This window comes from Kineothrix sp. MB12-C1 (assembly GCF_030863805.1).
Taxonomy (GTDB): Bacteria; Bacillota; Clostridia; order Lachnospirales; family Lachnospiraceae; genus Kineothrix.
The window spans coordinates 465,671-492,250 of sequence record NZ_CP132957.1 but is presented as its reverse complement, the minus strand read 5'-3'; the positions used below and the strand labels follow the sequence as shown (position 1 = coordinate 492,250).

Below are 26,580 nucleotides of genomic sequence, written 5' to 3'. Positions count from 1 at the left end.
TCCTTTACATCCATAGATCATCTATTTCTAAGTTTTTATCGTCGGGTTCTTCATCGGAAGTGTAAGTTTTCATAATGTCTTTATCTACGACATAAGTAAATAAATCATCGGTATCGATCCATTTATCATATAATTCGGGATTATTGGGCATCTGTCTTCCATACCATATATCATTCTCAAACAGAGGATTTTCCTCGACGAAAATTTCCAATTGGTAGATATCTTTTACTCTTCGAATCCAGATTCCAACCATCGCATTCGCATCAAAAGACTCAGGCTTCGAGTATAAAATATAGTTGCCCAAAGGATTGGGTACTGTAAGTTTAAATCGAGTCCTTCCATCATCATAAAGATATGAGCTAAGGATGAGAGAGTATTGTGTATTACTTAACTCGAGGATGGTTGCAGTCTGATTCAGAGACATGCCGCGAAGCAGTAGTGTAAAATCATCCGGGATTACGAAGCCTTCTTCATAGTGAATGGAGTTATTTCTCAGATCGATCATTCCATCTTCGAATTTAAAGGTTTTGTTGTCGCTGCATTCAATGACGGTTACATTGGTATGAAGCTTTATGTATCCATGTACAGCATCGTTTTCGGCATAGAGCAGGCCATAAGAGGAGGGCGCTTTGTAGTCAGTATATATTTGGATATATCCGGTATCGATTTCCATGCCATTTACAGTTGTGCCCTGGCAGCGTACGTAATATTTTGTATGATTATCCAGGGCTTTATAAGTATATTTGATGCTATTACCGTCATAGAGAGTATTGCTTTCGGAGAGCAATGTCTTAGTACCATCATATAAATAAAACCGATAGGATTGAATTTCTTCGTATTCTTTCTGGAAGTAATAGATAATGGCTTCATAGGATGCAGACTTTATAGTCTGTTCGTTTTCTATATTGTAAAAGTTGAATTCCGGGGCCTCATAGGTAGCAAAAAATAATTTATCGGATAAATCACTGGGGATGTCTTCCACATCGAATACCTGACATTGTGCAATATACTTTTTTCCATTGGTTAAGGTATTGGATGGAAGAGTATGAGTATATGTCATAGCATCTATTTTCTTATCGTAGACAACTGCCAGTGAATTAGCGTCATATATAATTAAGCGATTCGCATATGCTTGATTTCCGGCCCATGAAAAACTGATAATCTTTTCTTTTTTCGCATCGAAAGGAGCGATACGATTTAGTATTGTTTTTGCCATTTAGTTTAGTCTCACCACCTTAATAGATTAGTTTTTAATTAACTGTTCAGTAGTTACTTTTATTTCTTTAATTAATTCCGCAGATATGCATTTTATTTAAATTTCCACAGGGAACTTTCACCCATACACTTTGCCCTGTTTTGATTTGAGCGCTTGGGATTGCGCACTTTACTTTCCGCTCAGCACCCGATTCATCCTGAATGGTATAATATGTGAAGCCTCCCTTTGTAGTAATTGATTTAACAACGGATAAAAAGGTTATATCGTAGCTGTGCTCATGGTTTTTCAAGATAGACATAAACTGGGATACTAACAGTTTTACAGCTTCTATATCTTTGTTTAAAATATCGCTCATTTCTGTTTCCTTTCACAAGACGTATAGAACCACGCCCGTATTTCAGAGCGTGGTTCTGGTCTATAGCCTATGGAGTTCTTGCACAAGCATATTCGGAAGTCGGGTAATAATCGCATCGGATAATCCATTCACATCCTGAACTCCCTGCAATTGAATATCTCCTATATTAATTGCGATAGCTCTGTCATTCTTATTACTATTTATTATTCGGTCTACATCGGTGATAGAATCTGCAATTCCTGTAAACGGATTTATACCAGCGTTTACAAGAGCAAGAGAGTTAGTGCTGCCATCCATATATTTCCGGAGTCCCTGAAACATGGAAAATCTGTCATCCGATAAATCGATAGGAGTCAGGTGAGATGGATAACCAGTATCGTTATCATGAATGTTGCCAAGGAGAGTGCCCTTATTATTCATGATTTGCTCGGTCTGTTCTTCGTTAAATATAACAGTACCTTTCGGCAGATCGCTCATAACAGGTTCGGTGGTTATCTCGGCAGTTCCATCAGGGTAAACAGTTAACTCCGGTTGTCCATATTCGGAACGCAGAGCATTCTTTGTGTTGTGGGAGAGTCCTTTGTACCCGGTTATTGGGAGATGTTTAATATTATTGGAACCTGTAGTACCATTAGAGAAGGCACTGCCTACTGTACCGTGTTCTCCAATGCGAAGAGAACCGTGAAATCCATCTTTATCAATAGAAATAGATGCGTCAAAGTTTATTCCAAATTTACTTGAAGCATCCAGGGCCTTTTGCGTCAAATTATCAATTGCACTTGCGGCCTCTTCACATCTCTTCTGTATAGAATCCGCCATTTTAGTTACAATTTCTTGAATAAGTTCAGCGATACTCTGAATGGAATTTTCACCGGTAGCAAAATCATTAAAAGAAGTCAACCAAGGGTCTTGTAGTTTCTCGTATACCTCTTCTCCGCCGGTCTGTATAATATCGATGATACTTCCTTCGCCAGCAGTAGCTTTATCCTTATTATCGGAAGAAGTTGCAGCATTATCGTCGCCGCCTCTTGAACGTCCTCCACTGCCATGTTTTCTGCTTTTACCACTTACTCCAATAATTTCACCGAGTCTGGTTTGCAAATTTTCCCATGCAGGAATGTAGGTATCGTTTATATAATCCACTTGATTGGAGAAAGCAGTATTGCCAGTTTGGAGTGCAGTAGCTAATGCACTCATCTGACCATCAATTGCTGCAACGGCGGTTGATATAGCAGAAGCTAAACCGATAAATCCGGAATCGGCAGTGAGAGCTCCTTCATCGACGGTATCTTGTGAATCTTCGTTGCTAGAGCCGATAATAGAAGAGAAGTCAATGGATTCAAATTCTTTACATTTTTCTGCTATCTTTCCGAACCCCTCGCTGATAGCAACTAGTTTCTCGGCATAATCTTCTTCTTCGGGAGTGGGAAATGTAAAATCGTTAAAGAGTTCTGTTAGTTCATCCAATAAATCCTTTAACGTTGCTAAAGTATCATTTAAAGGAGAGAGGCCTTCAGACACATCTGTTCCGATATTAGAGGTAGAGTCAGAAAGCGAAGATACAGAAGAAACAATATCATTTATATTAGAAGAAAGAGGGTCTAAAGGTGTGTCTGCAAGTTCTCCAAATGCGTCCTTGGTAGAATCCAGGTAACCTAGAGTTTCTGTGTTCATTCCTGCAAACAAGGATAGTTGCCCCATCATCTGTTCGTTGCCGTGATACATATCGGTAAGGATACCTAAATAGGATGCTTTAACATTCTGGAAAGCTTCTTCACTCATGTTAAGAATATCAGATTCAGAAATACCGAGTTCTTCAAGGAGAACCTTCATTTTGGCTTCCTCGGCGATTTCGGAAAGTTCTTCCCAACGAGATTTATACTCCTCCATACCTTTTATCAGGTTATCGAAGTGCTTTTCGGTTTGTTCTATCTGTACATCCCAATATTTATTTGAAGCTTCTAATGCTTCTTCGAGTGTTTCCCTACGTTCTTCAAGAATATTCTTCTGTTTTTCTAGTCCATCGATAACTTCCTGGATAGTAGCGATTTCGATATCCCGCTTTTTATCTTCGACTTCCTCGCGAGCTTCTCGTATGCCGGATGTATTCGCTTCGTGAACCATTTGACCATCTTTATATACGCTTATGGTTTTCTGGTTCTGCATACGTTCCAAATCATATTGCGCTTTTTGAAGGTCTATTTCTCTCTGGCGGGCATCGGCAGCATCATTGATCGCCTCGATAAGTGCCTGCTTGGCCTCAATCTCTTTATCTACGCCTTTTATCTCATCTTCAATGGCATCGATTTGATTCTGATAGAATTCTTCAGCGGCCTTCTTTTGTGCTTCCAGACTTTCGACTTGTGCATCGCGTTCTTTTTGGATGGCATCGATTCGTTTATCAATTTGCTTTGTGATGTAGCTGAAAGCGGACTCATAGAGTGATTTCATTCCACTCAGATATTGGTCTTCGTATTTCTCATACTGATCTAAATATTTCTTCTTCTGGTTGAAATATTTCACATATAAATGTCTGAGGGCGTCAAGATATTGCTTCTCTGTGATTTTACCCCGATCTTTTAGGGAGTCGAGTTCAGAAAGCTCTTTTTCAAAAGCTTCGAGATAGGCATCGGCGGCTTCTTTCCCTGCCTTGCCAGCAGAGCCACCACTACCATTAAAGTTAACGTCTAGTTCCCCAAGATTTAATACTTCCTCTTTAAACTTTTCACCTGCTTCTTTAATACCCCTTGCAGCAAGAGACATACCTTGCTTATCACCAATGGAGGCGGCTAAATCAAATTGGTTTTTTGCATTAGAAAGAGAAACAAGAGATGATGAAGAGATATTTGCTGCTTTTGCCAAAAGAAGGATTTGTTGAATATCAGAAGTCGCATTAATTTGTGTAGAATTTACAAGCAACTTCTTTAGCTGAAGAACAGCCAATGCTTCTCCACAGTTTCCCGCTTCAATCTGTTCCATTACAAATTGTGAAATATCTTCTTCGGTAGAATTCGCCAAGTCAAATCCTGCTTGAGCAGCTTCTTTTTTTGCAGCAATATATTCTTCATAAGAATAACCAAGCTTTTCTATCATGACTTCTTCGCTATTCACGATACCAAGAGACTCAAGCATAGACTGAATAAGTAGATACTGTTCTCCACTTGCTTGTGATAAACTAGGATTTAATGAATTTGTTACGGTAGTTGCTAATTCATTGAATGCTTGCTTAACTTCTTCTGGGGTGGAAGAGGAATCTGAAAGAACTTTAGCCAAGTGTTCAAACGAGGAGGGATCAATATCTATTCCCTCGATTTTGTCTAATTCTCCTATGGAAGCTTTTATTGAATCGAGCATCGATAGGTCTACCTTCTCTAGTGTAAAGCCATCTTCTGTGAAAATAGTGTTGTATGCAGATTTCAATGAATCAAAGGTAGGTTTGAGTTGAGTATTAAGTAAATCTATTGTATTGGAGATGGATAATATTTGATTTTCATTGGATTCTTCATTAGCTTTTTTCTTAGCTTCAGTGAATGCCACCATCAATTTCTCGGCATCCTTTATTTGTTCTTTTAACTCTTCCCATAAATCTAAATCATCTTGGGTTTTGATATTTTTCCCGTAAAAGCTGTCTATCTGGTTCCCAAGTTCATTATTTCTGGATTCCTTCTGGGAACCATTATATTTTATGTCATAACCACTAAAATCTTTTTTCGCCTCATCCAAAGATTTTTTATAGTTTTCCTGAACTTGTGTGATATCTGTATCATAGCCTAAAGCCACGCGAAGTTCTAACGGTGATTTATTCAGCATTTCTGCTATAATATCAATTAATCTGGTAATTTCATCTTGGTTAGATTGCGAAATATCATTATAATCTAAGGTAAATATCTTTTCAAATGCTTGAACTAATTTGCCTTTATCGGCGTCGTCAAGTTCTCCCATTGGCAATATAAATTTATCTCTGATGTATGCGTAAGGGTCGTTAGGATCATAAGCATTCATAGATTCCATATAGCTAGAGTCTAATCCTTCAACTATCCTAAGGGCAATGTTTTTTGTATTTTCATCTAGATTTTTGAAAGTCTGCTTTGACTTCATTGCAGAAACTAAACTTGGAAGAAAATCAGACCATATACCGTTTATTCGGTTAGACATTTCATTGGCCTTTTGAGATTGTGCATCTATAGAATCATCAACGGGTCCGTAAATTGCCTGTATCTGAGTATCGATCTGCTCCTGCAGTGATTTTATTTCACCTGGAGATAGTTGAAATAAGTCTTGATATATCTCAAAATTTCCATCTAAATCATATTCTGCTCTGAATAAACTTGAAGCGTCAAAACCTAAGGAATATAGTTCAGTGCGTCTATCACCGTTAAGCTCTTTATAGAAGTTTTGTGCTCCTAGAGTTAATGCATTTAGGTATGCAATATCTGCTTCGCTATTTTTGCCGGAGAATATAGGACCAGTGGCATTCTCATCTATTTTTATGCCATCATTTGCAAGATTCTTTAGCATTTGCAGGGAAGCTTCATTATCTTTCAACGTTTGATTATATTGTTCTAATTTTGTATTCGCATCAACAATCTGAGTTTTAGCGGCATCGAATAATTCATCAATACTTTCAGATGCCTTAAAGTTCGCCAAATCTTCTTCTCGCGCAAGTAAATTCTCTAATTCTTCACTTGCTATTTTACCATTTCTTCCAATGTTTAAAATAGAGTTACCGTTTTCATCCAAGCCTGTTTTTAATTCGGGAAAAGCATCGGCAAGTCTATTACTTATAGTAAGAAACTTTTCATATTCCTCTGTTGATAAATCTATATTCTTATTAGTAGCAGTGTCTACACCTTTTGACAACTCATCAAAGGATTTAGCTACTTCATTAACCAGTTGCTTATGTGAGCTTATACGTTGTTGAGTTTCATTGAACTCACTGTTTAGTTCTTTCATTACTTGTTGTGCCAGTTCGACCCGGTGGATGTAATTACTTATTGCCTTGATACCTTCACCGAAAGCCCATGTAATTCCAGTGATGAGAGCCGTCATGCCAATAGAAGAGAGGAGTTGCATAGAAGCTGAAAGCGCCTTGGTTTTCAGGCTTGTATGTGAGAGTGCATTTGATGTTGATTTAAGGTATGCTTGAAAGCCAGCAATTGCTTCTCCTGATGTTTTATAGAGCGTACCTGATTTTTGGGTTGTTTCAAGAAAACTAATAAATGCCGTGTCTGTTTGGCCAACGATTTTTGCTAAAAAATCAAAATTATCAATATAATCATCAAGGTTGAATTTATCATTACCAAAAATTTTACTTAAAGAGCCTTTGATGTCATCCGTTAAAGGGTGTATCTCGTGTAAATTTTTAATAGGAGTTGATGCCCCACTCAATCCATTTTTTTTCTCGTAGCTTGCGAGCACATTGAGATAAATCCATTTAATTGCTTCCAATAATTAAATATGATATACTAAAAAATATAGGGGGTGTTGATTATGCTTAAATATTGTCCGAAGTGTAAAGAAGAACACAAACCGCCATTATACGGATATTTTCCATTTATTAAGGATAATACTAGAATGTGCGAAGAACATAATTTAATAATGCAAGATACAGGTTTGACGGATGAAGAATGTAGAATAATTATATTTACATCAGTGGATATCTCCTTTCTTGAAGCTATGATAGCACTCAAAGAAAAAGACCCGATAGAGTTTCAATTGAAAATGAGTCAATTTAAAGCAAGCTTGTCACAGCAAACAAAGACAAAGGAAGAGAAGAGAACCAATCAGGTTATTTGTCCATTTTGCAGTTCCGATAATACAAGTAGAATAAGTGGAATATCCAAAGCGGCTTCTGTAGCAATGCTGGGGGTGTATGCCATAGTAGAAAGGAATAGACAGTGGCATTGTAATAATTGTCATAGTGACTTTTAACTGTAAGATATAACTTTATTGTAACTATTCAGTAAGTCTGCGTATTTACTGTGCTGACCGTAAGAATACGTGGAAAAGCAAATGAAAGTCCCATCACTGAAGATCGTTCTAATGGATTTTCACAAAGCAATCTTCGCTTTTGTAACTGTGAGAGAACTGGACAATTATCTTTTATTTTCTCTTTTTCGTTTTTGGAAGTCGTAAAAAGAGGAGCATAATTACTCACTATTTATACGCACCGTATAGTTACGGTTGGCTTTTTCTCTATCACACTCAATGATAGGTTGCGGACTATACCTTGATGAATATTATAAGTATCCACCCGCTCTGGTAGTCTCTGGGACCGGCACTTTCTTTTAGATATGGAAGAAGTACGCCTGTCTGCTGATTCGGATATCGTGCTACATTACGAGTCACACGAGCCATTCCAGTCCTTGTACAGTTATTTCTAAATCTGTAAACCATGTAGCCACACATGGTTATATAAAGCGTTTTGCCAAAACCCTTTTGTTTATAAAATATAAACTCATTCCTGTTTTATCTATAGCTTTTAACCATAGCAGTAGGGTTTATCTGAACCTTGCAAGATTTGCGCTGTATCATGTTTGCGATAATCCAGATGATTTGACGATAAATTTTCAATTATATTTTTACCTATTGAATCTAATAAATCTTTACCGATGGTTTCTATATTGTTATCCTTTTTTGTATTTCCCATCGATAAATTGGAAGGAAATTGTATGGGACTTTTTAGAGGTGCAGAAGAATTGATGGCAATTGTTACTTGTTGAATGTTTGTTAGGATATCCTTAAATACACGAGCCATTTCAGTTCCGCTTTTTTGTGTAGCAGCAATCATGTCAGTTAAAGAAGATGTAAATTCATCGATATCCATTTTTGAAGAGGCTGCCTGTGAACTTACGGTAGCCATTTCTTTTGTAAGTTTAGTCATACTTTGTGCGGATTTATATCCCGCCTTTTCCATCGCCTGTACATCAGCGAGATAATCAGCGGCCAACTTACCATATTTACTTGCAGCATCATAGGATGTATCGGCGATTTTTGCCAGATCTGACTTAGATAATGAACGGTTAGCTTTGCTGATTTCAGTAACTAGAGTATCTATCTTTTTTAATTCGGAAACAGCGTCTTTGAAGCTTCCGACGACTGCCATCAAGCCTTTCGTCTGAACGCCTTTACCACCGGATTTCTCTAATATTTCTTGTATAATTGCCGTAATCTGGTTTGAATTCATTTCGTGAATCCTCCTTTCATTTTAAATAAATATAAGTTTATATGCTTGCTAATTTTACGGCATATTGTACTTTGTAAGCCTTCATATGCTATACAAGTTATTTGGGAATGATTAAAAAATGCTCTATATAGAATTTGCCGCATATTCTAACATACAACATAAAAACAAAATAGGAATAAATATGCAATAAAGAAGCCTACCCTCTTTACTTTGTGTAAAGGAGTAGACTCTTGAAATACTCAGTGAGTATCATAAAGTATTAGTTTAGATAAATCTTATTTTTCAATATATTGATACCATTCAATTTCTACATTATCTTCTAAAGCATCAAGTCCAATTCCGCTAAATTGAATGGATGACATCTTAGTAAAATCTTCTGTATTCAATACGAGCGATACGTCATCAATGTTCTGAGGAACATAATCTAAAGAAAAGCCGGAAGGCATATTAGGAACAATGATTACACCCGAACAATTTGAACCGTCTTTATAGTTAATTGTCATGTATGTCATTCCTGTTCTCCAGAAAAAGTCCTTAATTTCTCCATAGAATGAATATTTTAATTTGATCTTCACATAATCTGCATTTTCCGGACAATATATAATGTCTTTTGTAGAGTAAAGCTCAGAATGGATTAGCTCTATTTCTCTTTTAGAAATATTATCTTGTCTTTCTAATAAGCAAAAACCTTCTTGTGTAATAACTGCATTATATCTATCCTTGATTGCTTCCCATGTCAAAGGATTATCTAGATATTTTATGTGAAAGTAAATAGTTTCATCTTCCAATATAATGTATTTGGGAGCCTGTTCTGAGTAGAAATAATCTGCAACCTTTTGGTCGAGCCATGGAATGAATTCGTTACAATTTTGAATAGAAGGGCTGTAAACCATATTTAAATCGGTATAGACGGCCTTATATCCAATTTCCCATGGATATGTAGTAACAGTATCATTTCCTATTGTTTCGAGAATATTCGATGGGATATAGGTATTGTCATATAGCTCAGGGAGTAAGGAGCTGTCTGTTAAAGTCGCATAGGTAATAAATTTATTTTTAAGACTTTCCTTAATTTGCCCAAAATTGTTATGAAGATTTATACTCAATAATGAAGCAATCAATAGGCATCCAACTATTGAAGCAGCATAATAAAAGGCATATTTTTTCTTTGTCCTGATTTGTAAATGCATTGTACTAAAGTCAATGGATAAAACTACAACAGAAAAGAGCATAGAAACCAGCCAAATCCCCATAGCAATTCCGTGTGCAGTAACAGAATATTTATATGCAAAAAATAGCGAAGCGCAGCAAGAAATTAAAATAGCTGACTTGCGGTAGTTGACTAAAAGTGAAATGACTATAAGCATAATGTATATTAAAACAATAATTAGTAAATATCGATATTCTTGGTTTGTTATGGCATCATCCCATTGCTGTGTTTTCATCCATCCGCTGGATATTCTCAATATTCCGGTAACATATTCATATAATCCTTTTAAAGATGGATTATAAATTAAATATGAAACAGGTGCGATTATTAAGGAGGGGAGCATTAATAAAATACTTTTTTTGTCCTTATCAAAGAAAAAGCGCAGAATAATGAAGATAGTTATGAATGCTACGCCGCTAGTAAAGGTTGAAAATTTACAAAAAAACATTAAACTCAATAACAAATTCGTTATTATAATACTCTTACTATTACCTAAGAAATAGATTACAACTGATAATAATAATAAATATAATTGATAATTATCTCGTTCAGATTCAAACATTGCAGATATATAGACTAACACTGATAAAAATATGGCAGTGAATGATACCTTATTTTCTATGTATAATCTGTATATCCAATATAATAATAGAATATGGATTGCAAAAATAATGCCCCAGATGCCGATACCAATCCAGTAGGTTAATGAATTGTCCAAATTCATAAGATAGCATATGTAACCTAACGGTCCATATGTGAAGTAGATATCAGTGCCATATTTTAAATTTAAAGAATTAGCTATATTTAAAAAATAACGCCATGATGGATCTAAATTAAATCCTCCAACCTTGTAAACAATGTTAGGTATTATTAGTAAAAACTGGATAACAAATAAAACTATCACAGCTATTTTTTTGATAGGAATAGATTTATAAAATTTCAAACTATTTAACATAGAAATCCACTTTTTATTACTTGCAGCACTAATGGTATATAAAATAGTAATAAGTGAGAGGATAAATAGAAATAAAACAATAACATTTATGTAGGTGCTATTTAGCTTTGCAAATTCGTAGCTAATTAAAACATTGCCATTAAGAAGTTCACCATTTTGATATGTCTCTAAATTGGGTGAATTTTGTTCATAATTTGTCATCAGTATTAAATAAGGAAAATTATTATTTGTGCACTCTTTAGCAGAAATGTTTATTTGATAAATATGATTTTTTTTCAGGGTAAGTGAAAAATAATCGGAATACCATTCTGCATTCCCTATATCTGAGAGGGAAATGCTTCTGTCTAATATTAAATTATTGTCATCATCCATTATTGATATATGTAAAGAACCAGTAATTTCTGATTCCGATTTGATTAAATAATATTTTAATCCTTTTAAATGGATATTTTCAGAATTGAAACTTTGTGAAACAATGGTATTATCATTCAATTCAATTAAAGAATGTTCACTTACAACTGGGTAAAAAACCTCACTATCATATCGTAACCCTTGATATGGAAAGAGATAATAACATAATGTGAATATGCTTATAAATATAACTGAAATACAACAAATTATAAAAAACTTTCCCTTAGAATTAAATTTCATTCTTTTCTCCTAATTAATATTATTTTCCAAGTAAATATATCATAAATTCCAATATACGGCAATGATAAGTCTATTTAATTCACGGATAAGTTTATGATGGACTCAATGATATGTTAAGGTATTTTTATTGATTTACCCATTTTCTTTATTTTCACTTTTTTCATCAGTTTTATGGACATAATCATGCACAATACCGATGAATTCTTTCAAGAATTCTTTTTTGACTTCATCGGGTTCCATATCTTTAGAAGCAACAGCTAGTTTTGTGAGCATTGTTATGTAATCTTCGCTGTGAGCTAAAGCATCATAAAGTGCCAATTTAAGTTGCATCATAAAAAGTTTCATTTTAAAGTATTTAATCATTTTAATCACCATACCTTTCTTACATGCTTTGCTTTTCTGACATTGTTTTCGCTTTCTTCACGGAAGTTTCGATTTTCGATTTGAGCCATTCGTCGAAGGAACCGTATACTTTTTCAATTATTTCTTGCGTTCCGGCTGAGATTAGCATGATGGCCTCTGTATATGCTTTGAGGAATGCTTCATTCTGAGCAGCATTATCGAATTTGCCGGAAGCTTTCAGCGAATCGACATAAGTTTGATTTACATGAAGGACGGCGTCCGTCACATCCGATAGGGCATCTTTAATCATATTACTTATAATCTCATTTTTTACCGATTCTTCTATAATGGTACTCTCGTTGATTTTAGCTTTCGTCAGGCTTACGATATAATAGGCTGCCACCGGCAGAATCGCAGTTAGAATCGTATATAATACATTGTTGATCATTTCATTGAATTCCATATTTATAGTAATAACCATACCTTTCCCATAGTGCGTTGAAATGTAACTATTCAGTAGGTCTGCGCATTTACTGCGCGGACCGTAAGGATACGTGAAAAGATAAGTGAGGGTACTGAACAGTTACGTTGAAATGTGTCTTTATGCTATAATATTTTAGCAATATTATACTGCGCCGAGCAAAGCGAGTGTGCAAAAATATACCGTGGCCGCTTGCGGTCAAGGTATGATTCTTTCGAGATGTGAGATTTTATCCTATCCAACGGCATCGGAATCCAAGGGATTCTGTTCCGAATTGAATTTGGTATCTACCATTTTTATTCCAGCAAGGCCGAGAAGTTCGGTTCCGAAAAATGTAAATACACATGTTGTTAAAGTAGGGCTTATCTCGATGCCAATATATTTTTGCAATAAAATAGCAGCGATAGTATAGGAAACAATGGCTGCTACGCAAAGGAGCACAATTAGCTTATTAAATTTAATGCATAAACGAAATGGAATAGATAATCTGAAAATCTCTACTTTTAGTTTTCTCTCTTCACATTTCATCTCTGCAATTTGTTTCTTTCTTTCCAATTCACGCATAGTATTAGCGTGAGTTCTCTGTTTTGACATAATATCTTTCCCACATATTCTTACGGTCAGCGCAGTAAATGTGCGGACCTACTGAATAGTTACTAAATCATTTGTTTTTTCGATATCTTTATTATCAGAAGACATAATCTCATCGATAATTTTCTGAATTTCGGGATTGAAGTTTTTCAGTCCGGATAAATCACATTTGTTTAATTCTTGTTTCGCTTTTATTTTATCTTTTGAGAGAGTATAACCGTGAATCGCCATGTAGATCATATAGTGTTCGATCGTATCGGCAACTGTTCGCCATGGAATGAATGATTTCACATTGGAACAGGATTTACAGATTTTGTAAGGTTTTCCGCAAATAGAGCAGTGCGCATTATATTTTTCGCCCATAAGATCTCCTTTGAACTTGGGGCAGCATGAATGCCGCCCCGGATATTAGTATTAGTCTTGTTACTATTCACGGCCACTATTCCGCGAAGTCATAATCGCGATGCCAAAGCTTTATCTTGGCATTTTTATGCGATTTTGCGAGTACTTCGGACGCCAAATTGCATTTTCTTCCTGCAATTTGTGTGATATTGTTGCTGTGAGCACCATGGGTGTGAACAGTAGCTTAGTCTTCGCTAATGATGATGTCGAACAGCTTACCATCCTCATCGCAGTAGTTTTTCTGCAACTTATAAGATGCGGAATGCTTTCCGTCCGGTGTGAGATTGACATCCACAGTAGTAGGGTCAATCTGTGCTCTGGATACGGAGATAACGCCGGAATATACCGTGTTCACATTACATTTGTTATGGAAAATAGCGTGGATCAATAGAGATTTTACCTTAGGCACGCTATCGGTTCTCTTGCTGACCTTTACAGCAGTAGATGTTTCTTTTTCGTATCTTACGAAAATCTTTCCTGTTACGTCATCAGGCATTGTAATAGTTCTTGTAGCTGCATCGATTGTGAACTTTCCTTCGCCGGCTGTAGCGGATACTTCGTATGTCTTACCGAATTCATTGTTTTCGTTAATCAGTTTTACATATTTTACTTCTGCGCCTTCTGTACCCACAGGTACATATTTCAAGACTGCAGTGTGGTCGGAGCCGATGGTAATCATTTCGGATACAGGCATAATAAGCTTCTTATCATCTTCTGCGATTTCTTTCTCTGAACCGAACTGGCTTGCCATAAGGTCGAGGGAATGTACGCTATTCGTAAAGCTAAAAGTACCTGTCTGAGCATTGTAGAAGGTTGCGATTTCTGCACCCATTGAATCTGTTACAGTAACGCCGTTGGCTGTTGTCTGTAAGGCTGGACTTTCAATCTGAGTGTATCTGCCGGTAATCTCATTTGTTTCCGGGTCATACTCCTCAACCGCTCTGATTTTTTCAAGAATTACTTCATTAGGATTAAACATAAGTTAATCTCCTTTCGTTTTGTCGGCAATAAGAGAGAACTTTATTCAAGATCTCCCAGCCAGTTTAATTGTTGTTTGTCTACATCTTTCAGGCTGATTCCATAGCCTGAATATCCACTCTGTAGCAATAGGTTCGCATTTTGAATCTTGCTGATTCGTTGGACAGAATCCATAAAAGCATTGATTTTCATGTTCCAAACCTCAGAGTGGTTATATTTAAACCCTTCACTATTTATCATAGCAGAGATTAAATTTTTTAATTGAGAGCGATATTCTCTATTTTTATTAGCAAGATATTCTTCTTTTGCATCTTCAATTAGGATGCGTTTCGTCGTTTCATTTCCCGGCAACTGATTGTTGCGTTTCAGTCCGTGTATTTTCCGTAGGACTTCAGTAATAAGAAGATATGTGAATTCATCCACTACGATATTGTCATCGGGATGATATAGAATTAACTTCTCACTGTCATCTTGCGCTTGGCTATAACGCTGAAACTTCGACCAATCTAAATCTCCGAATATAATCGATGTCATTTCCTTCGTGAACATTCGATATGTCATATGGTAAAATAATTCAAAATCACTTATTTGGGTATAATCGATTCCGGATTCGTCCAATTGCCACTTTAAATCTGCCGGAGTGGAAGTGAAAGTATGTATGAGCTGGAAATATTCTCTTTCCCCGTAGTTACAGATTTCATCTAATGTAGGCTGGGAGATAATAATCCCTTCTTTAATGATGAAATCTTTTCCTCTATATATTTGAAGTTCATTATTAATTAAGCTTTCCAATGGAACGATCCCTCCTTACCGATTAAGCGCATTGTGTATTTTGAGATGCTAATGGCGATACTGTCGAAGTGACAGCACCGCCATTAGATTGGAGAAAGGTAAACACATTTATATAAACTTAGGGCCCTAAGATATCATGTAGGTATGATGGTTTCTTATTTCATTTTTGAACCGGCCGCTGAATTCACCGTTTAAATATAGTAGATATTCGGAGGTAATCGCTCCGGATGTACATAGATTTAGATTTGATTGCTCACAAGGAACATGTTTGGAAGTCACTTTTAGCCCGGGAAAAATTTTTATCTCCACATGATTGTCCCGGTCGCTGAATTTATCTTTTACCACGTTGCGCAGGGAATTTAAGATAATAGTGATTTCACGTATGGAGTAACCTGTTTTTTTGTGAATTTCCTCTATAACATATTTTTGAGTATAATATTTTTGATTGTAACATTTTTTTGATTCCAATATTGTAATCGCTCCTTCCTCTCCTAAGTAACTTTAATTTGGTTACGAAGCCCAAGGGCTAATCATAGTTAAATTTCCGAATTGACCTTCTTTTTTGTAATTCGATATCCGATTCCATATAACTTTATATCATTTCCGTCCTCCTCCAGTTGTTTGATTTCGGATGTTGACTGTAGAATCGCTTTTTTGAAACTTTCGTTGCCGCATAGATACAATATCTGTAAGAGTGTATTCTTTACTTGGGAATTCTCTTTATCCTCCAAGGAACTCAACAGCTTATATAAGGTAGAGAAACCAATTATTTCACTTTCTATCTCGGATACCAGGTTTGTATATAGAAGTTGTGATTTCTCACGTTTTTCATCATTGTCAGAATCAGAGGCATAGATATTCTTTTTCTCACTTATATATTTCCTTAGCTGGGTATAAAGCTTGTCAATTTGTTTCTGATTTACGCCGGAAGTCCTGAATAAGCGATGATTCAAAATAGATACAAATGGCAGCCAATCCTTTTTATAAGGATTTTTAATTCGGAATCCATTGATGATTGTCTGCAAATAATCCATGGAAGTATCATATTTACAGTAGTTTTTTTTATCGGGGTTGTAATATCCCTTCTGCCTCGCTATATGGGAGAAAAAGTGAGGCATCCTCTTTCTGTCATCTTCATCGGTAAGGATATCCTTGTATTTTGCACGAATCTTATCCAGTTCTTTGGAGTTATCGATGTCGAATTCCTTTTTTGCTTTATCGATTTCAAGTCCTGACATAACATCTAATTGGCAGATATCATAGTACAATTCCCTGATATCTTCATAAACAGAGCCATGGTACATTTTATCCCACAATAAAGAATTGAGTTCTTGAGATAAATTGATAATTTCTCCAATTTTATTTACGGATGTTTTAATATCCAGGTCAGCCTGTTCTTCCGGCGTGTAATATCTCTTGACCTTTTTGGCAGAGACAAAAGAGGTCGGTATTTTAAAAGTATCATAATTTCTCTTGGCAGCTCGGATAAGTATCTCATTATCGCTTAGCATCACGCTGTCACTATCGAAGTCAGCACCTGATAATCGCTGTAATACATTCTCACCGATGGAATTGATTGCTATAATTTCGTTTGTAAGATTAAAATAGCGATCGATCAATTTGTTTTCCGTATTATATGGAAGCCATATATTTCCGATGGTTACGTGTGGGGAACGGGAGGCGATTAGTGTTTTATTATAGTGAAACCTTTTGCTATGTATATTTCCTTTACCAATCTGACTTTCTCCATGGAACCTTCCGATAGTCTGTTGCAGCATTTCCATAGGATTGCCCAGAAGAGTGGAGTAGTTGCCGTTTACATATACGTGACCATTCTTTAAATTTTTATAGAATGCTTTTAATAGGTCGATTAGGAACTCCTGATAATATTTCGTGTGGGTGAAATCATCATTGATACACATCAAGTTATATATGACGGCATTTTTATTTGTCATCGGATGTGATAAAGGAGTCATCGTATCAATATCAGGATACTTAATAAAATACCTTACAACTTCCGGGTTGCTTTTAAGAATTTGGGCAAATTCCAGGGAATCTTGCAGAAACTCTCTTACCTCATCTTTTGTCATTTGCAGAGTATTAATAAGCTGGTAATGGGTCTGTACTAGCCGGCCGCCGAAAAAGTGAGTTTTCTTATCGTGCTTAACAACGCCGAAATTAGGATAGAGATGATCCAGCCAGTTATCCAATGTATCGAATTTCAAATATTTAATGCTGCTTGGGGTAGTAATTAATTTCACATCTTCGATTCGTTTGGCCCTTGTTTTCCCGTTTAATTGTGAAATATCAGTAATATGATTATCTTTAAACCATTGTTGGATATTACAATTGAAGCAACAAGATTTGAACATAAGGTTTCTTAGTAAAACCATTCCATATTCTTTATAATGTCCAAAGAGTGAAATATCCAGAAGAGATTGTCCGTCCCATATATTATTAGAGATCTCACAATTTCTTTCCGTCGTTGTCAGCCATCCGTCCTCGTCATGAGTGGCGATGACGTCTTCTCGAAATATGCTTTCATAATCGTCGATTAGAAGAATATTTTCAGGTGATATAGGAAGTGTGCCGATAATGCTACTGGAAGGAAGGGATATATAAGATTCATAAGCGGCAAGATCGATTTCTTCTCCTTCCTTTAATGAGATGGAACCGGAACTGAATCTTAACATCGGTTCGAATAATGGTTCGTTGATGAACAGACATTTACCGACACGGGCCGATCCGGAAGATCTCTTTAGACGGCAATATTTAACCCCATTACAGACAAAGCCATCCTTGTATAGTTCTTTCCTCAATTGTGCATTTGTTTTTAGCACTTTAGGTTCTTTTTCCTTTTGATATTGGGTCTGTACATTTATAATTCTTTCCGTGTCCTTCTTATCACGGATTTCAACAGTGATGGAAGAGAAGTAGGGAGGTATTCTTTGTTTGTCTATCGGAGTTTCTACCTTTTCACCAATCTGAATTCCAACGATTTCTCCTTCTTTATTTTGTGCAATACAATCGGTGAACACCAGATTCCTATAATCATAACCAAATTTCACATAGGTATTTCTAGTCATCTGATTCCATTCCTTAATGGAATACTTGAAAGTAAGATTAATTACGCTGACAGAATATAAATGTTTTTTTACTTTGAAGGAAAAGTCATTCCGTCTATATCTCTTATAGTAGATATGTAACAGCTCGATTAAGTCCAGGCTGTCATCAAAAGTATTCGTAAATTTCCGTAAGTTATATTGCCCGTCTTTAAGTTTCAAATTATATCCATCCGGGTTATTCTCGAGAAAGTGGGAAGATAAATAAATATCCTTAGCATCGATCGATGGTATATAGATTCCAGTATGATTCAAGTGTCAGCCCTCCTAGTTTAGATTTCATAATTATTGCGTAAGCTTTCTTCCCATCGAAAATCAGATGCAATGCGAGAAGCGATGGGGGAGCCTTTGCGTTCATCCTTACCTCTGTAATCAGCACTAAAATCATTCGTATAGATTCTGCCACTATAGGTCTTATGAAGCTCGTCACGCGTTTTAATCGGGTGAGTATGTAACTTATTGTAAAAATAATTGTTCGATGTTAGATGAGTAGTCATTATTTTTGCTCCTTTCGGCGAGGCCAATTTCAAATTCCAGTGGATGGTTGCAATAGGTAATTCTCCTTTTGATTTTCTATAACACCAAAATTAAGAACATTCGTTCGAAAATTACATTGACAGGAACTAATGTTCGAATTATAATTGTAAACAGTGGAAGCATAAACCCTTACCTCAAATGGTATTGGTATATTTCAAATGGAGGTGGCAAAAGTGAATTCGTTGCAAAGGCGACAAGTGTTAGAAGAGTATTGTTCGAATGATATGGCAAAGCTTAGAAAAGTTTCGTATTCGTTATTTATTAAATTCGGGGGAATATTTCAAAAGGATTATGATGATTTTTATAGCAAGGCTAACGAAGAATTATGGAAAGCAACGGAGGAGTTTGATGAGTCCAAAGGTGTTCCATTTGAAAGTTATCTTAAGTTTTGTCTCAATAACAAGTTCGACACAATAATGACAGGTCTTAATAGAGAAAAGCGTAAGGCGGACAGGCTTTCTTTATCTATGGATACTCCCATCGGAGAAGAGGAAAATGTGACAATTAGTGATACGTTGGCCTCCGATATCAATGTTGAAAAAGAGGTATTGGAAAAGGCTGAAATTCCATGTGATGAGAAGATAGAAGCGTATCTTAGTAATTTATCAAAGGTACAAAGAAAAATTGTGGAAATGAAAATGGATGAAATACCTGTCAAAACTATAAAAGAAAGGCTAAAGCTATCGGATAAGCAATATGAAGGCCATTGCAGTCAGATGAAATCATTCCGTAATACACAAGTTTTATTTAGAGGTAACGATATAACAAGCGATTCAAACTATAGGGGGAATAAAAAAATGCAAGAGATTTTAACACAAACTTTGGAGAAAAGTAAGGCAGATAGGCTGAGCATATCATCTATTATTAAGAAGATTGACAATTATACACTCCGATTCGATCATCCTCTTCAAAGGGAGTCGGAACAATGGAGTCCCGCGATGAAAGGGAATCTCATTTCGGATATTTTACAGGGCAATCCAATTCCGGCGATTGTACTTGCAGAACAAATTGTAAACGGACTTGCTATTATTTGGGATTTGGATGGCAAACAGCGTTGCACCAATGCCCATTCATTCGTTAAGGGAAGCTATAAAATATCTAAGAATATTAGAAGATGGAATATCGTATATCAGGCACAGCTTAAAAATGAAAAAGGAATTCCTATTTTAGATGAAAAAGGATTTCCTCAAAGCGAAAAAAGGGAATGCGACATTAGGGGAAAGAAGTTTTCGGACTTGCCGGAAGAATTACAAGATAAATTCAATGAGTATAACTTTGAAATTGTTCAATATTTAAATTGTTCCGGCGATGATATTGCTTATCATATCGCAAGATATAACGAAGGGAAGCCAATGACCGTATCTCAAAAAGGTATGACCAGATTAGGGGAGGAGTTCGCTTCCATGGTGAAAAGCATTTCCGGTATGCCATTTTTCAAGGATCTGGGCGGATATAAAGTGTCGGAGGGGAACAACGGAACGATAAACCGCGTTGTTGTAGAAAGTGTAATGGCTTCTAACTTTCTTCATGATTGGAAGAAGAAACAGGAGGATATGTGCGAATATATAAAAGAAAATGCAACGACGGAAAACTTCGATGAATTCGAGGATGTCATTGAAAGGCTTACCCGAATAGGAACAGAAGAGATATTTAATATGTTCGATTCTAAGGATTCCTTTATTTGGTTTGGATTATTTGCAAGATTTGCTAAGATAGGGCTAGAAGATATAAAATTCATCGAATTTATGACTGAATTTGCCAGATCATTACATAATAAAAGGATCGGTGATATTTCCTTCGATGATTTAAATGGGAAATCAACTAAGGATAAAAATGTAGTTATTAATAAAATCAATCATTTGGAGAAACTTATGAAGGAATATTTCTATATGGAAGATTCTGATATTTCAAACAAAGAAGAAGTGGGAGAGGATTTTGTCAAGAAAAAGAAAAGGCAGGATATTAAAAAAGAAGAGGCTTATATTTCCAGGAAAAGCAATACATATGTAAAAAGTTATTTAGATAAATATAACAAAAATTATAACATGACCGTTGATTCACAGAAAATCAAACAAGAAAGTAAATAAGCGGTGATATTATGGCAAAGGTAAAGATAAGAACGACAATAGAGGGAAGTATAGATAAGTACGATGCTTTTCAAGCTTTGTGTGAAGAACTCGGATTACAAATGCTAATAGATGATAACTTAAGAGATTATGGTATAGAGAACGGAACCTTGTATAAATATATAGAAATATCACGATATGGAATCCCGGATGTGAAAAAAGAGGTAATAAGTGAAGATTACCGTTTGGTAACGTTATTTGAAAGTTTATTGACGATAAAAAGCTTGATATAAAAAATCTGATCATTCAATAGTAAGACGCCTATGCTTTCATGTAGCTGCCTGTTTCCTATAGGGATTTTCTTGTAGTAAGCAAGTTGAGTTTGTGCTATGCTTGTTCTGTGATTGGAACTTATTGTATTATTTTGGATTTGTTTCTCATAATAAAAATGATTTTAGAGGATAGAAGAAATGGAGAAAGTAAAATTAACCATCACGGATAGTAGATGCAGGGGCGGCTATTGCAAGAAAGGCGATGAATTTATTATTGATGATTTATGTCCGCCGCTTTGCCATGAATTGTGGCACACGATATATCCTCTTGTATATGCAATACAAAATGGTGCGGAATTGGATTATGGGAATATACGTTCAAAGCAATTTGATGCGAGGTGTCCGGATGAAGGCAGAGTTTGCATTCATGGGGAAATTCTTAAATGATTACACAGTAACATAGATCTTGTCGATTAATGGTAATTATTCAGATAGAATTGGATGAAATATAGAGAAGGTGATTGTACGATGAATGTAACGAACCAAGTTTTGCAGCAAAAGGAGGTTCTTTCGCCGGAATGGTTACACATTCATGACGGAAGAACGGTTTCCTACGGGGCACAGCAACTATGGTACACCGATAAGCGTAAGAGACTATCGGGATGTGGGCCAACGGCTGCCTCCAATTTGCTTTGGTATTTGAAAGCGACAAGGCCTGAGCTTTGTTCCGGTTTCTATGATGGGGACGGGACCGACCAATCGGGAATGCTTCGTTTTATGGAGGAAGTTTGGCACGATGTGACGCCGGGGATATTCGGTATGAGCAGGGCTTCTTCTTTTATTAAGGGAGTACTTTCCTATGCAGCTAAGAAGGATATATCGCTTAAGGCAAGACTTCTGAAAGTTCCGTTATTAGTAAGACGGCGCCCTGGGAAGAAAGAAGCTTTAGATTTTTTAAGATCGGCGTTTACTGATAACTTACCCATTGCTTTTCTGAATCTTTCTAATGGCGGTGTACGGAACTTGGATAGTTGGCATTGGGTAACTTTGGTATCGATAAGGGAAGATATGCAGGCTATGATCTATGATCAGGGATGTAAGAAAATGATAGATCTGGGACAATGGCTTGCGGCTCCGGGGCTCGGAGGTGCATTCGTTGTATTGGAACCTGATAAATAAAAAGGAAAAATAGCAACTATATAAAAGGAGGCAAGGGATATGAAGTATAGGAAGCTGGGAAAGACCGGGATGGAAGCCGGAATTATTGGGCTTGGAACGGAACATCTGGACGGGAAGGATTACGAGGTGGTGAAGGAAACCATCGATGCTGCGATGGAATATGGCGTCAATATGATGGATGTGTTTATGCCGGGCAGCGATATTAGGCGGAAGATTGGACGCGCTATCGAAGGAAATCGTGAAAAATTCTTGATTCAGGGGCATATCGGTTCTACCGATATCAATCACCAATATGATATTTCAAGAGATCTGCCCACATGCAAGAAATATTTTGAAAATCTTCTGACGGATTTAGGAACGGATTACATAGACTTTGGTATGTTATTTTTTATCGATAGCGAACAGCATTTTGATGAAGTTTTTCACTCCGATATCGTACGATATGCGGAAGAATTGAAGAGGGCGGGCGTGATTCGAGGAATTGGTGCCAGTTCGCATAATCCGGTAATTGCCAAGAAGGTGGTGGAGACGGGAGTGGTCGATTTGCTGATGTTCAGCGTCAATCCTGCTTTTGATATGATTCCGGCTGAGGTGGATGCGCTGAATTACTTAAGCAATGCGTTCGATAAAAGCATGATGCTGGAAATCGATGCGAAGCGTCTGGAGTTGTATCGTACATGTGATAAACTGGATATTCCGATTACCGTTATGAAGACCTTGGGTGGGGGAAAACTGCTTTCTAAGGAGCATACGCCTTTTGCGGAGCCGCTCACGGTGCATCAATGTATCCATTATGCGCTCACAAGGCCGTCAGTAGCCAGTGTTATGGTGGGGTGCCAGAGCAGAAAGCAGATAGAAGGGGCAGTGACTTATTTATCGGCAACTTCCGATGACTTGGATTATACCGAGGCAATTCGTGGTATGAATAGCGATTTTAAAGGAAGCTGTGTTTACTGTAATCATTGTCAGCCCTGCCCTGTAGGGATTGACATAGCGGCGGTGACTAAATACCTGGATATCGCTACGATGGATGCGAGTGCGGTGAATAAAGGTGTTGGTCAGCATTACAGAGAACTGGCAGCATACGGCTCGGATTGTATTCAGTGCGGAAGCTGTGAGAGCAAGTGTCCGTTTTCTGTTCCTGTCATAGAGAATATGGGAAGAGCGGCAGCGGTTTTCGGAGTATAGATATTAAAGGAAAATATTTATTTCAACTAGGCTAAAAAGAGGTTATGGAGTAACGGGTGCCGAACAGTTACGTTATGATAGTAAAAAGAATACCGGGCAGATGAGTCGTCAGATGACGGCGATTTCATCCGCCCGGTTTTGTTTATATCATAGAAAATCCCTGGGATGATAATACGTGAGAGTATTAATTTTTTATGATATAAAATCTTAACAGAAAACGATAATTCTTTCAGGAGTTGTCTGAGATGGGGCACTCCTTGTAATAAAGCTATAGTAGACCATTAAAAGGTGATTACCCAAGTCGCATGTGAATTGCTGACCATTGGCAGTACTCACTCTGGTGGAGGGGTCTACGGCAAGTCTCAGGGAATTATTTGCAGAAACCAGATTTGTATCAAAATAATCGATCATAATGTTCTCGCCCGGCTCCGTACGTCCAATGAATGCGGCCTGATATTGTGGGGGATAAATGAGAGGAACCGGGAGGTTAGCATCATAGAAAGCAGTGATGCGCATTCTTGTGCGAAGCAACGTGTTGTCCGTAACATAGGTTCCCGGAGAAAGAACGAAATTAACCGTTCCGTTTTGGGAACGGAGGCTAATAATCTGATTACAGCATTGTGAATTCATAGGAGTAATGCGTTCGATAATACCTGTGATGCCGGTATAGTAAGTAGAAGGAGATGTAAAGTCCATGGAATTTCCTTATGATATAAGTTTACTTTAGAGTATGCCGTGAGTGGAGAAATAGTGTGAGCGTATAAAGCCTTTTCAAACTATTGGCTAAAAATCTGAACAAGGTATTGATGTAAAGTGAAAATCGAGGGTTTCTTGGATGAAGGAAAGAGAAAGTGTAGATAATATTATAGAAATTTGCAGATGTTTGGAGTAGCACAGCATAAATAAGAGAAGGAGGTTCAATTAGAATGAATAAGAAAGAGGAAATGCAAGAACAGAGGAAGAAAACGGAAGAGAAGTTCAATACTGTGACGCAGAGTGCGAAACCGGAGAATCAAAATCAAGAGCATAATATAAGGAAAGAAGGGATAGGGCCGATTAATCAGAAAAGATAGGAAAGAAAGGCATTTCTATTTGGGGGAAATAATGCTATAATCAATAAGATTAAAATAAACTTGTTGCTGTTCATGGCGAAGCCGTGAATAGTAACATAAACTTGATTACAGGAGAAGAAAGAGGATAATTATCATATGAGAATCGGAATGGGATATGATGTTCATAGATTAGTAGAAGATAGAGATTTGATTGTCGGGGGAGTTACGATTCCCTACGAGAAAGGATTGCTCGGTCATTCGGATGCAGATGTTCTTCTGCATGCAGTTATGGATGCATTACTGGGGGCAGCGGCACTTGGCGATATTGGAAAGCTTTTCCCGGATACGGATGAAGCCTATAAAGGTGCTTCCTCCATGGAACTGCTTAAAGAAGTGGGAAGACAGTTGGAGGAGAGCTGCTTTTTAATAGAAAATATCGATGCGACGATTATTGCACAGGCTCCTAAGATGCGCCCCCATATCGATAAGATGCGGGAAAATATTGCGCAGGCGCTTGGTATTGATATTGCACAGGTAAATGTAAAGGCAACAACAGAAGAGGGCCTGGGATTCACAGGAACAGGAGAAGGTATTTCCTCACAAGCGATCTGTATGCTTACGAGCCCTATGAATTATTACATGGAGGATATGACAGCTCCCAACAAATGTGATGGATGCAGCGGCTGTTCCCATCGATAGAAGAGCGTTTTTTAAGTAGTACAAAGGAGTCGGACATATATGGTAAAAGAAATAAGAGGAGAAGAATGCCTTAGCCTTAAGTCTTTATGGGAGAAGGTATTTTCTGAGGATTCCCAAGAATTTACAGACTATTATTTCGAAGAAAAAGTGAAGCGCAATCATGCGTTCGTAATAGAAAAAGATAAGGAAAAGATAGGAGAAATGATGGCTGCAAGCATACCTTATGAGGATGCAGCAGCCATGCTTCACCTATCTCCTTATAATATGAGGCTGCGGATAGGTGGCAGATTTATCTGCCAGGAGGCTAATTACATCGTAGGTGTAGCAACGCAGGAACAGTATCGGCGCAGAGGATATATGAGGATGCTGTTAGAGGCTTCCTTAAGCCGCATGTATGGACAAGGACAGCCCTTTACCTTTCTAATGCCTGCAAGCCCGAAGATTTATGAACCTTATCAATTTGTATATATCTACGACAAGAAGAAGTACGAAACGAATATTCCGATGCAGAATGTGAAAGCAGCCGGGGAGATATTCGAGCTGTCCTCCGGGCGATGGGAAGTTGCACTGCTTAAGGAGGAGGAACTTTCGGAGTTACTTCTCTATGTGAACCGCTACTTAGAAGAACACTACGATGTTTTTATGAATAGGGATGAATCTTATTATGAAACTTTCATAAAAGAGCTGAAAGTACAGCAGGGTGGAATCTTTCTGGTACGAAAGGAAAAAGACGGGGAAGGTCCCCGGAAGATAGAGGGATATTTTCTTCATACAAAAGAAGAGGAAAAAGAGGATATTCAGGAAGCTATTTTTGAGAATGCTTCTCTTATCGGGAAAGCTGGTATCCTACAGGAGAAAAATGACCAGCCAATTATTATGGCACGAATTGTGGACGCAGCAGCCATGCTATCCTTACTTAGGCTGAAAGAACCTAAGGCAAAGGCTGAGGGACAGGCTGAGGAAGTGGTGCTGACAATTCAGATAGAAGACCCTATAATTATGGGAAATAACGGTCTGTGGGAATATCGGATAAGCGAGGAAGAAGCCTCTATACAAAAGTGTGAGGATGATGATAAGAAAGTGATGTGCATTGTGGGAATCGATGCTCTGACTTCTTGGGTATTTGGTTATCGGGAGGCGGAAGAATGTTTTTCCTTTTCCGAAGAGAAGGAAAAAGAGAAAGTGCTTACAGAAATAGAGCGGATAAAAGTGTTTTCCCATATTTTTATTAATGAGATTGTATAATATTTTAACAATATTATACTGCGCCGAGCAAAGCGAGTGTGCATGAAACATACCTGGCCGC

The 26,580-nt window shown here is 37.1% G+C and carries 23 protein-coding genes; 9 read left to right on the top strand and 14 right to left on the bottom strand.

All coding sequences use genetic code 11. The features are described from left to right. Positions 1-4 precede the first annotated feature (4 nt). The 3 genes from RBB56_RS02395 to RBB56_RS02385 all read right to left on the bottom strand — a co-directional run bounded on the left by RBB56_RS02395 (position 5) and on the right by RBB56_RS02385 (position 7,019). Complete coding sequence (locus tag RBB56_RS02395; RefSeq protein WP_306720815.1) at positions 5-1,216, bottom strand: hypothetical protein; 1,212 nt, start codon at positions 1,214-1,216, stop codon at positions 5-7. Between the two features lie 67 nt (positions 1,217-1,283). Beyond that, on the bottom strand, positions 1,284-1,571 hold the full coding sequence (locus tag RBB56_RS02390; protein WP_306720814.1) for a hypothetical protein: 288 nt from the start codon (positions 1,569-1,571) through the stop codon (positions 1,284-1,286). A 60-nt stretch (positions 1,572-1,631) separates the two neighbouring features. Next, the gene (locus RBB56_RS02385) at positions 1,632-7,019 is read right to left on the bottom strand and encodes a hypothetical protein (protein ID WP_306720813.1); all 5,388 of its coding nucleotides are present in this window, start codon (positions 7,017-7,019) and stop codon (positions 1,632-1,634) included. A gap of 42 nt (positions 7,020-7,061) precedes the next feature. On the opposite strand from RBB56_RS02385, the gene RBB56_RS02380 reads away from it, so the two are divergent. Then, the gene (locus tag RBB56_RS02380; RefSeq protein WP_306720812.1) at positions 7,062-7,502 is read left to right on the top strand and encodes a hypothetical protein; all 441 of its coding nucleotides are present in this window, start codon (positions 7,062-7,064) and stop codon (positions 7,500-7,502) included. Between the two features lie 550 nt (positions 7,503-8,052). Here RBB56_RS02380 and RBB56_RS02375 read toward each other — a convergent pair. The 10 genes from RBB56_RS02375 to RBB56_RS02330 form a co-directional block, all read right to left on the bottom strand. Beyond that, positions 8,053-8,757, bottom strand: coding sequence for a hypothetical protein (locus RBB56_RS02375; RefSeq protein WP_306720811.1), 705 nt, complete (start codon positions 8,755-8,757; stop codon positions 8,053-8,055). A 275-nt stretch (positions 8,758-9,032) separates the two neighbouring features. Next, entirely contained in the window at positions 9,033-11,573 is a 2,541-nt protein-coding gene (locus RBB56_RS02370) for a hypothetical protein (protein ID WP_306720810.1), read from the bottom strand. A gap of 132 nt (positions 11,574-11,705) precedes the next feature. Further along, positions 11,706-11,948, bottom strand: a complete 243-nt coding sequence (locus RBB56_RS02365; RefSeq protein ID WP_306720809.1) for a hypothetical protein — start codon at positions 11,946-11,948, stop codon at positions 11,706-11,708. Between the two features lie 7 nt (positions 11,949-11,955). Beyond that, the gene (locus tag RBB56_RS02360; RefSeq protein ID WP_306720808.1) at positions 11,956-12,396 is read right to left on the bottom strand and encodes a hypothetical protein; all 441 of its coding nucleotides are present in this window, start codon (positions 12,394-12,396) and stop codon (positions 11,956-11,958) included. A 234-nt stretch (positions 12,397-12,630) separates the two neighbouring features. Further along, positions 12,631-12,990 carry a hypothetical protein gene (locus RBB56_RS02355; protein ID WP_306720807.1) on the bottom strand — a complete coding sequence of 120 codons (360 nt, stop codon included), beginning with the start codon at positions 12,988-12,990 and terminating at the stop codon, positions 12,631-12,633. Between the two features lie 48 nt (positions 12,991-13,038). Further along, positions 13,039-13,350 (bottom strand): hypothetical protein, encoded by a 312-nt coding sequence (locus tag RBB56_RS02350; RefSeq protein WP_306720806.1) that lies wholly within the window; start codon positions 13,348-13,350, stop codon positions 13,039-13,041. A gap of 223 nt (positions 13,351-13,573) precedes the next feature. Then, positions 13,574-14,368, bottom strand: a complete 795-nt coding sequence (locus RBB56_RS02345; protein ID WP_306720805.1) for a hypothetical protein — start codon at positions 14,366-14,368, stop codon at positions 13,574-13,576. Between the two features lie 41 nt (positions 14,369-14,409). Beyond that, positions 14,410-15,159, bottom strand: a complete 750-nt coding sequence (locus RBB56_RS02340) for a hypothetical protein (protein ID WP_306720804.1) — start codon at positions 15,157-15,159, stop codon at positions 14,410-14,412. A 536-nt stretch (positions 15,160-15,695) separates the two neighbouring features. Beyond that, a complete protein-coding gene (locus RBB56_RS02335; RefSeq protein WP_306720803.1) occupies positions 15,696-18,536 on the bottom strand; it encodes a hypothetical protein in 2,841 nt (946 codons plus the stop codon). A 17-nt stretch (positions 18,537-18,553) separates the two neighbouring features. Then, the gene (locus RBB56_RS02330) at positions 18,554-18,778 is read right to left on the bottom strand and encodes a hypothetical protein (protein WP_306720802.1); all 225 of its coding nucleotides are present in this window, start codon (positions 18,776-18,778) and stop codon (positions 18,554-18,556) included. A gap of 264 nt (positions 18,779-19,042) precedes the next feature. Here RBB56_RS02330 and RBB56_RS02325 point away from each other — a divergent pair, with 264 nt between their 5' ends. The 5 genes from RBB56_RS02325 (at position 19,043) to RBB56_RS02305 (ending at position 23,523) form a co-directional block, all read left to right on the top strand. Beyond that, positions 19,043-20,905 (top strand): GmrSD restriction endonuclease domain-containing protein, encoded by a 1,863-nt coding sequence (locus RBB56_RS02325; RefSeq protein WP_306720801.1) that lies wholly within the window; start codon positions 19,043-19,045, stop codon positions 20,903-20,905. Between the two features lie 11 nt (positions 20,906-20,916). Next, on the top strand, positions 20,917-21,177 hold the full coding sequence (locus RBB56_RS02320; protein WP_306720800.1) for a hypothetical protein: 261 nt from the start codon (positions 20,917-20,919) through the stop codon (positions 21,175-21,177). 177 nt (positions 21,178-21,354) lie between these two features. Further along, entirely contained in the window at positions 21,355-21,603 is a 249-nt protein-coding gene (locus tag RBB56_RS02315) for a TIGR04076 family protein (protein WP_306720799.1), read from the top strand. Positions 21,604-21,657: 54 nt separating this feature from the next. Next, a complete protein-coding gene (locus RBB56_RS02310) occupies positions 21,658-22,335 on the top strand; it encodes a hypothetical protein (protein WP_306720798.1) in 678 nt (225 codons plus the stop codon). 39 nt (positions 22,336-22,374) lie between these two features. Continuing rightward, a complete protein-coding gene (locus tag RBB56_RS02305) occupies positions 22,375-23,523 on the top strand; it encodes an aldo/keto reductase (protein WP_306720797.1) in 1,149 nt (382 codons plus the stop codon). A gap of 207 nt (positions 23,524-23,730) precedes the next feature. Here the strand turns inward: RBB56_RS02305 and RBB56_RS02300 are convergent, their stop codons facing one another. Beyond that, positions 23,731-24,219: a hypothetical protein gene (locus RBB56_RS02300; RefSeq protein ID WP_306720796.1), complete on the bottom strand. Its 489-nt coding sequence runs from the start codon at positions 24,217-24,219 to the stop codon at positions 23,731-23,733. Between the two features lie 230 nt (positions 24,220-24,449). Between RBB56_RS02300 and RBB56_RS02295 the strand changes: the two genes are divergently transcribed. The 3 genes from RBB56_RS02295 (at position 24,450) to RBB56_RS02285 (ending at position 26,519) form a co-directional block, all read left to right on the top strand. Beyond that, on the top strand, positions 24,450-24,596 hold the full coding sequence (locus tag RBB56_RS02295) for a hypothetical protein (protein WP_306720795.1): 147 nt from the start codon (positions 24,450-24,452) through the stop codon (positions 24,594-24,596). 135 nt (positions 24,597-24,731) lie between these two features. Further along, positions 24,732-25,274 (top strand): 2-C-methyl-D-erythritol 2,4-cyclodiphosphate synthase, encoded by a 543-nt coding sequence (ispF, locus tag RBB56_RS02290; RefSeq protein WP_306720794.1) that lies wholly within the window; start codon positions 24,732-24,734, stop codon positions 25,272-25,274. A gap of 39 nt (positions 25,275-25,313) precedes the next feature. Then, positions 25,314-26,519: a GNAT family N-acetyltransferase gene (locus RBB56_RS02285; RefSeq protein ID WP_306720793.1), complete on the top strand. Its 1,206-nt coding sequence runs from the start codon at positions 25,314-25,316 to the stop codon at positions 26,517-26,519. Positions 26,520-26,580: the final 61 nt, after the last annotated feature.

What these genes read in the sequence shown, in the direction of transcription:
- RBB56_RS02330 (WP_306720802.1), bottom strand. Translation starts at nt 18,778, where the DNA reads ATGACTACTCATCTAACATCGAACAATTATTTTTACAATAAGTTACAT.
- RBB56_RS02360 (WP_306720808.1), bottom strand. Translation starts at nt 12,396, where the DNA reads ATGGTTATTACTATAAATATGGAATTCAATGAAATGATCAACAATGTA.
- RBB56_RS02355 (WP_306720807.1), bottom strand. Translation starts at nt 12,990, where the DNA reads ATGTCAAAACAGAGAACTCACGCTAATACTATGCGTGAATTGGAAAGA.
- RBB56_RS02320 (WP_306720800.1), top strand. Translation starts at nt 20,917, where the DNA reads ATGGCAAAGGTAAAGATAAGAACGACAATAGAGGGAAGTATAGATAAG.
- RBB56_RS02345 (WP_306720805.1), bottom strand. Translation starts at nt 14,368, where the DNA reads ATGTTTAATCCTAATGAAGTAATTCTTGAAAAAATCAGAGCGGTTGAG.
- RBB56_RS02310 (WP_306720798.1), top strand. Translation starts at nt 21,658, where the DNA reads ATGAAATATAGAGAAGGTGATTGTACGATGAATGTAACGAACCAAGTT.
- RBB56_RS02395 (WP_306720815.1), bottom strand. Translation starts at nt 1,216, where the DNA reads ATGGCAAAAACAATACTAAATCGTATCGCTCCTTTCGATGCGAAAAAA.
- RBB56_RS02295 (WP_306720795.1), top strand. Translation starts at nt 24,450, where the DNA reads ATGAATAAGAAAGAGGAAATGCAAGAACAGAGGAAGAAAACGGAAGAG.
- RBB56_RS02285 (WP_306720793.1), top strand. Translation starts at nt 25,314, where the DNA reads ATGGTAAAAGAAATAAGAGGAGAAGAATGCCTTAGCCTTAAGTCTTTA.
- RBB56_RS02390 (WP_306720814.1), bottom strand. Translation starts at nt 1,571, where the DNA reads ATGAGCGATATTTTAAACAAAGATATAGAAGCTGTAAAACTGTTAGTA.
- RBB56_RS02315 (WP_306720799.1), top strand. Translation starts at nt 21,355, where the DNA reads ATGGAGAAAGTAAAATTAACCATCACGGATAGTAGATGCAGGGGCGGC.
- RBB56_RS02365 (WP_306720809.1), bottom strand. Translation starts at nt 11,948, where the DNA reads ATGGTGATTAAAATGATTAAATACTTTAAAATGAAACTTTTTATGATG.
- RBB56_RS02380 (WP_306720812.1), top strand. Translation starts at nt 7,062, where the DNA reads ATGCTTAAATATTGTCCGAAGTGTAAAGAAGAACACAAACCGCCATTA.
- RBB56_RS02300 (WP_306720796.1), bottom strand. Translation starts at nt 24,219, where the DNA reads ATGGACTTTACATCTCCTTCTACTTACTATACCGGCATCACAGGTATT.
- RBB56_RS02305 (WP_306720797.1), top strand. Translation starts at nt 22,375, where the DNA reads ATGAAGTATAGGAAGCTGGGAAAGACCGGGATGGAAGCCGGAATTATT.
- ispF (WP_306720794.1), top strand. Translation starts at nt 24,732, where the DNA reads ATGAGAATCGGAATGGGATATGATGTTCATAGATTAGTAGAAGATAGA.
- RBB56_RS02350 (WP_306720806.1), bottom strand. Translation starts at nt 13,350, where the DNA reads ATGGGCGAAAAATATAATGCGCACTGCTCTATTTGCGGAAAACCTTAC.
- RBB56_RS02375 (WP_306720811.1), bottom strand. Translation starts at nt 8,757, where the DNA reads ATGAATTCAAACCAGATTACGGCAATTATACAAGAAATATTAGAGAAA.
- RBB56_RS02370 (WP_306720810.1), bottom strand. Translation starts at nt 11,573, where the DNA reads ATGAAATTTAATTCTAAGGGAAAGTTTTTTATAATTTGTTGTATTTCA.
- RBB56_RS02325 (WP_306720801.1), top strand. Translation starts at nt 19,043, where the DNA reads ATGGCAAAGCTTAGAAAAGTTTCGTATTCGTTATTTATTAAATTCGGG.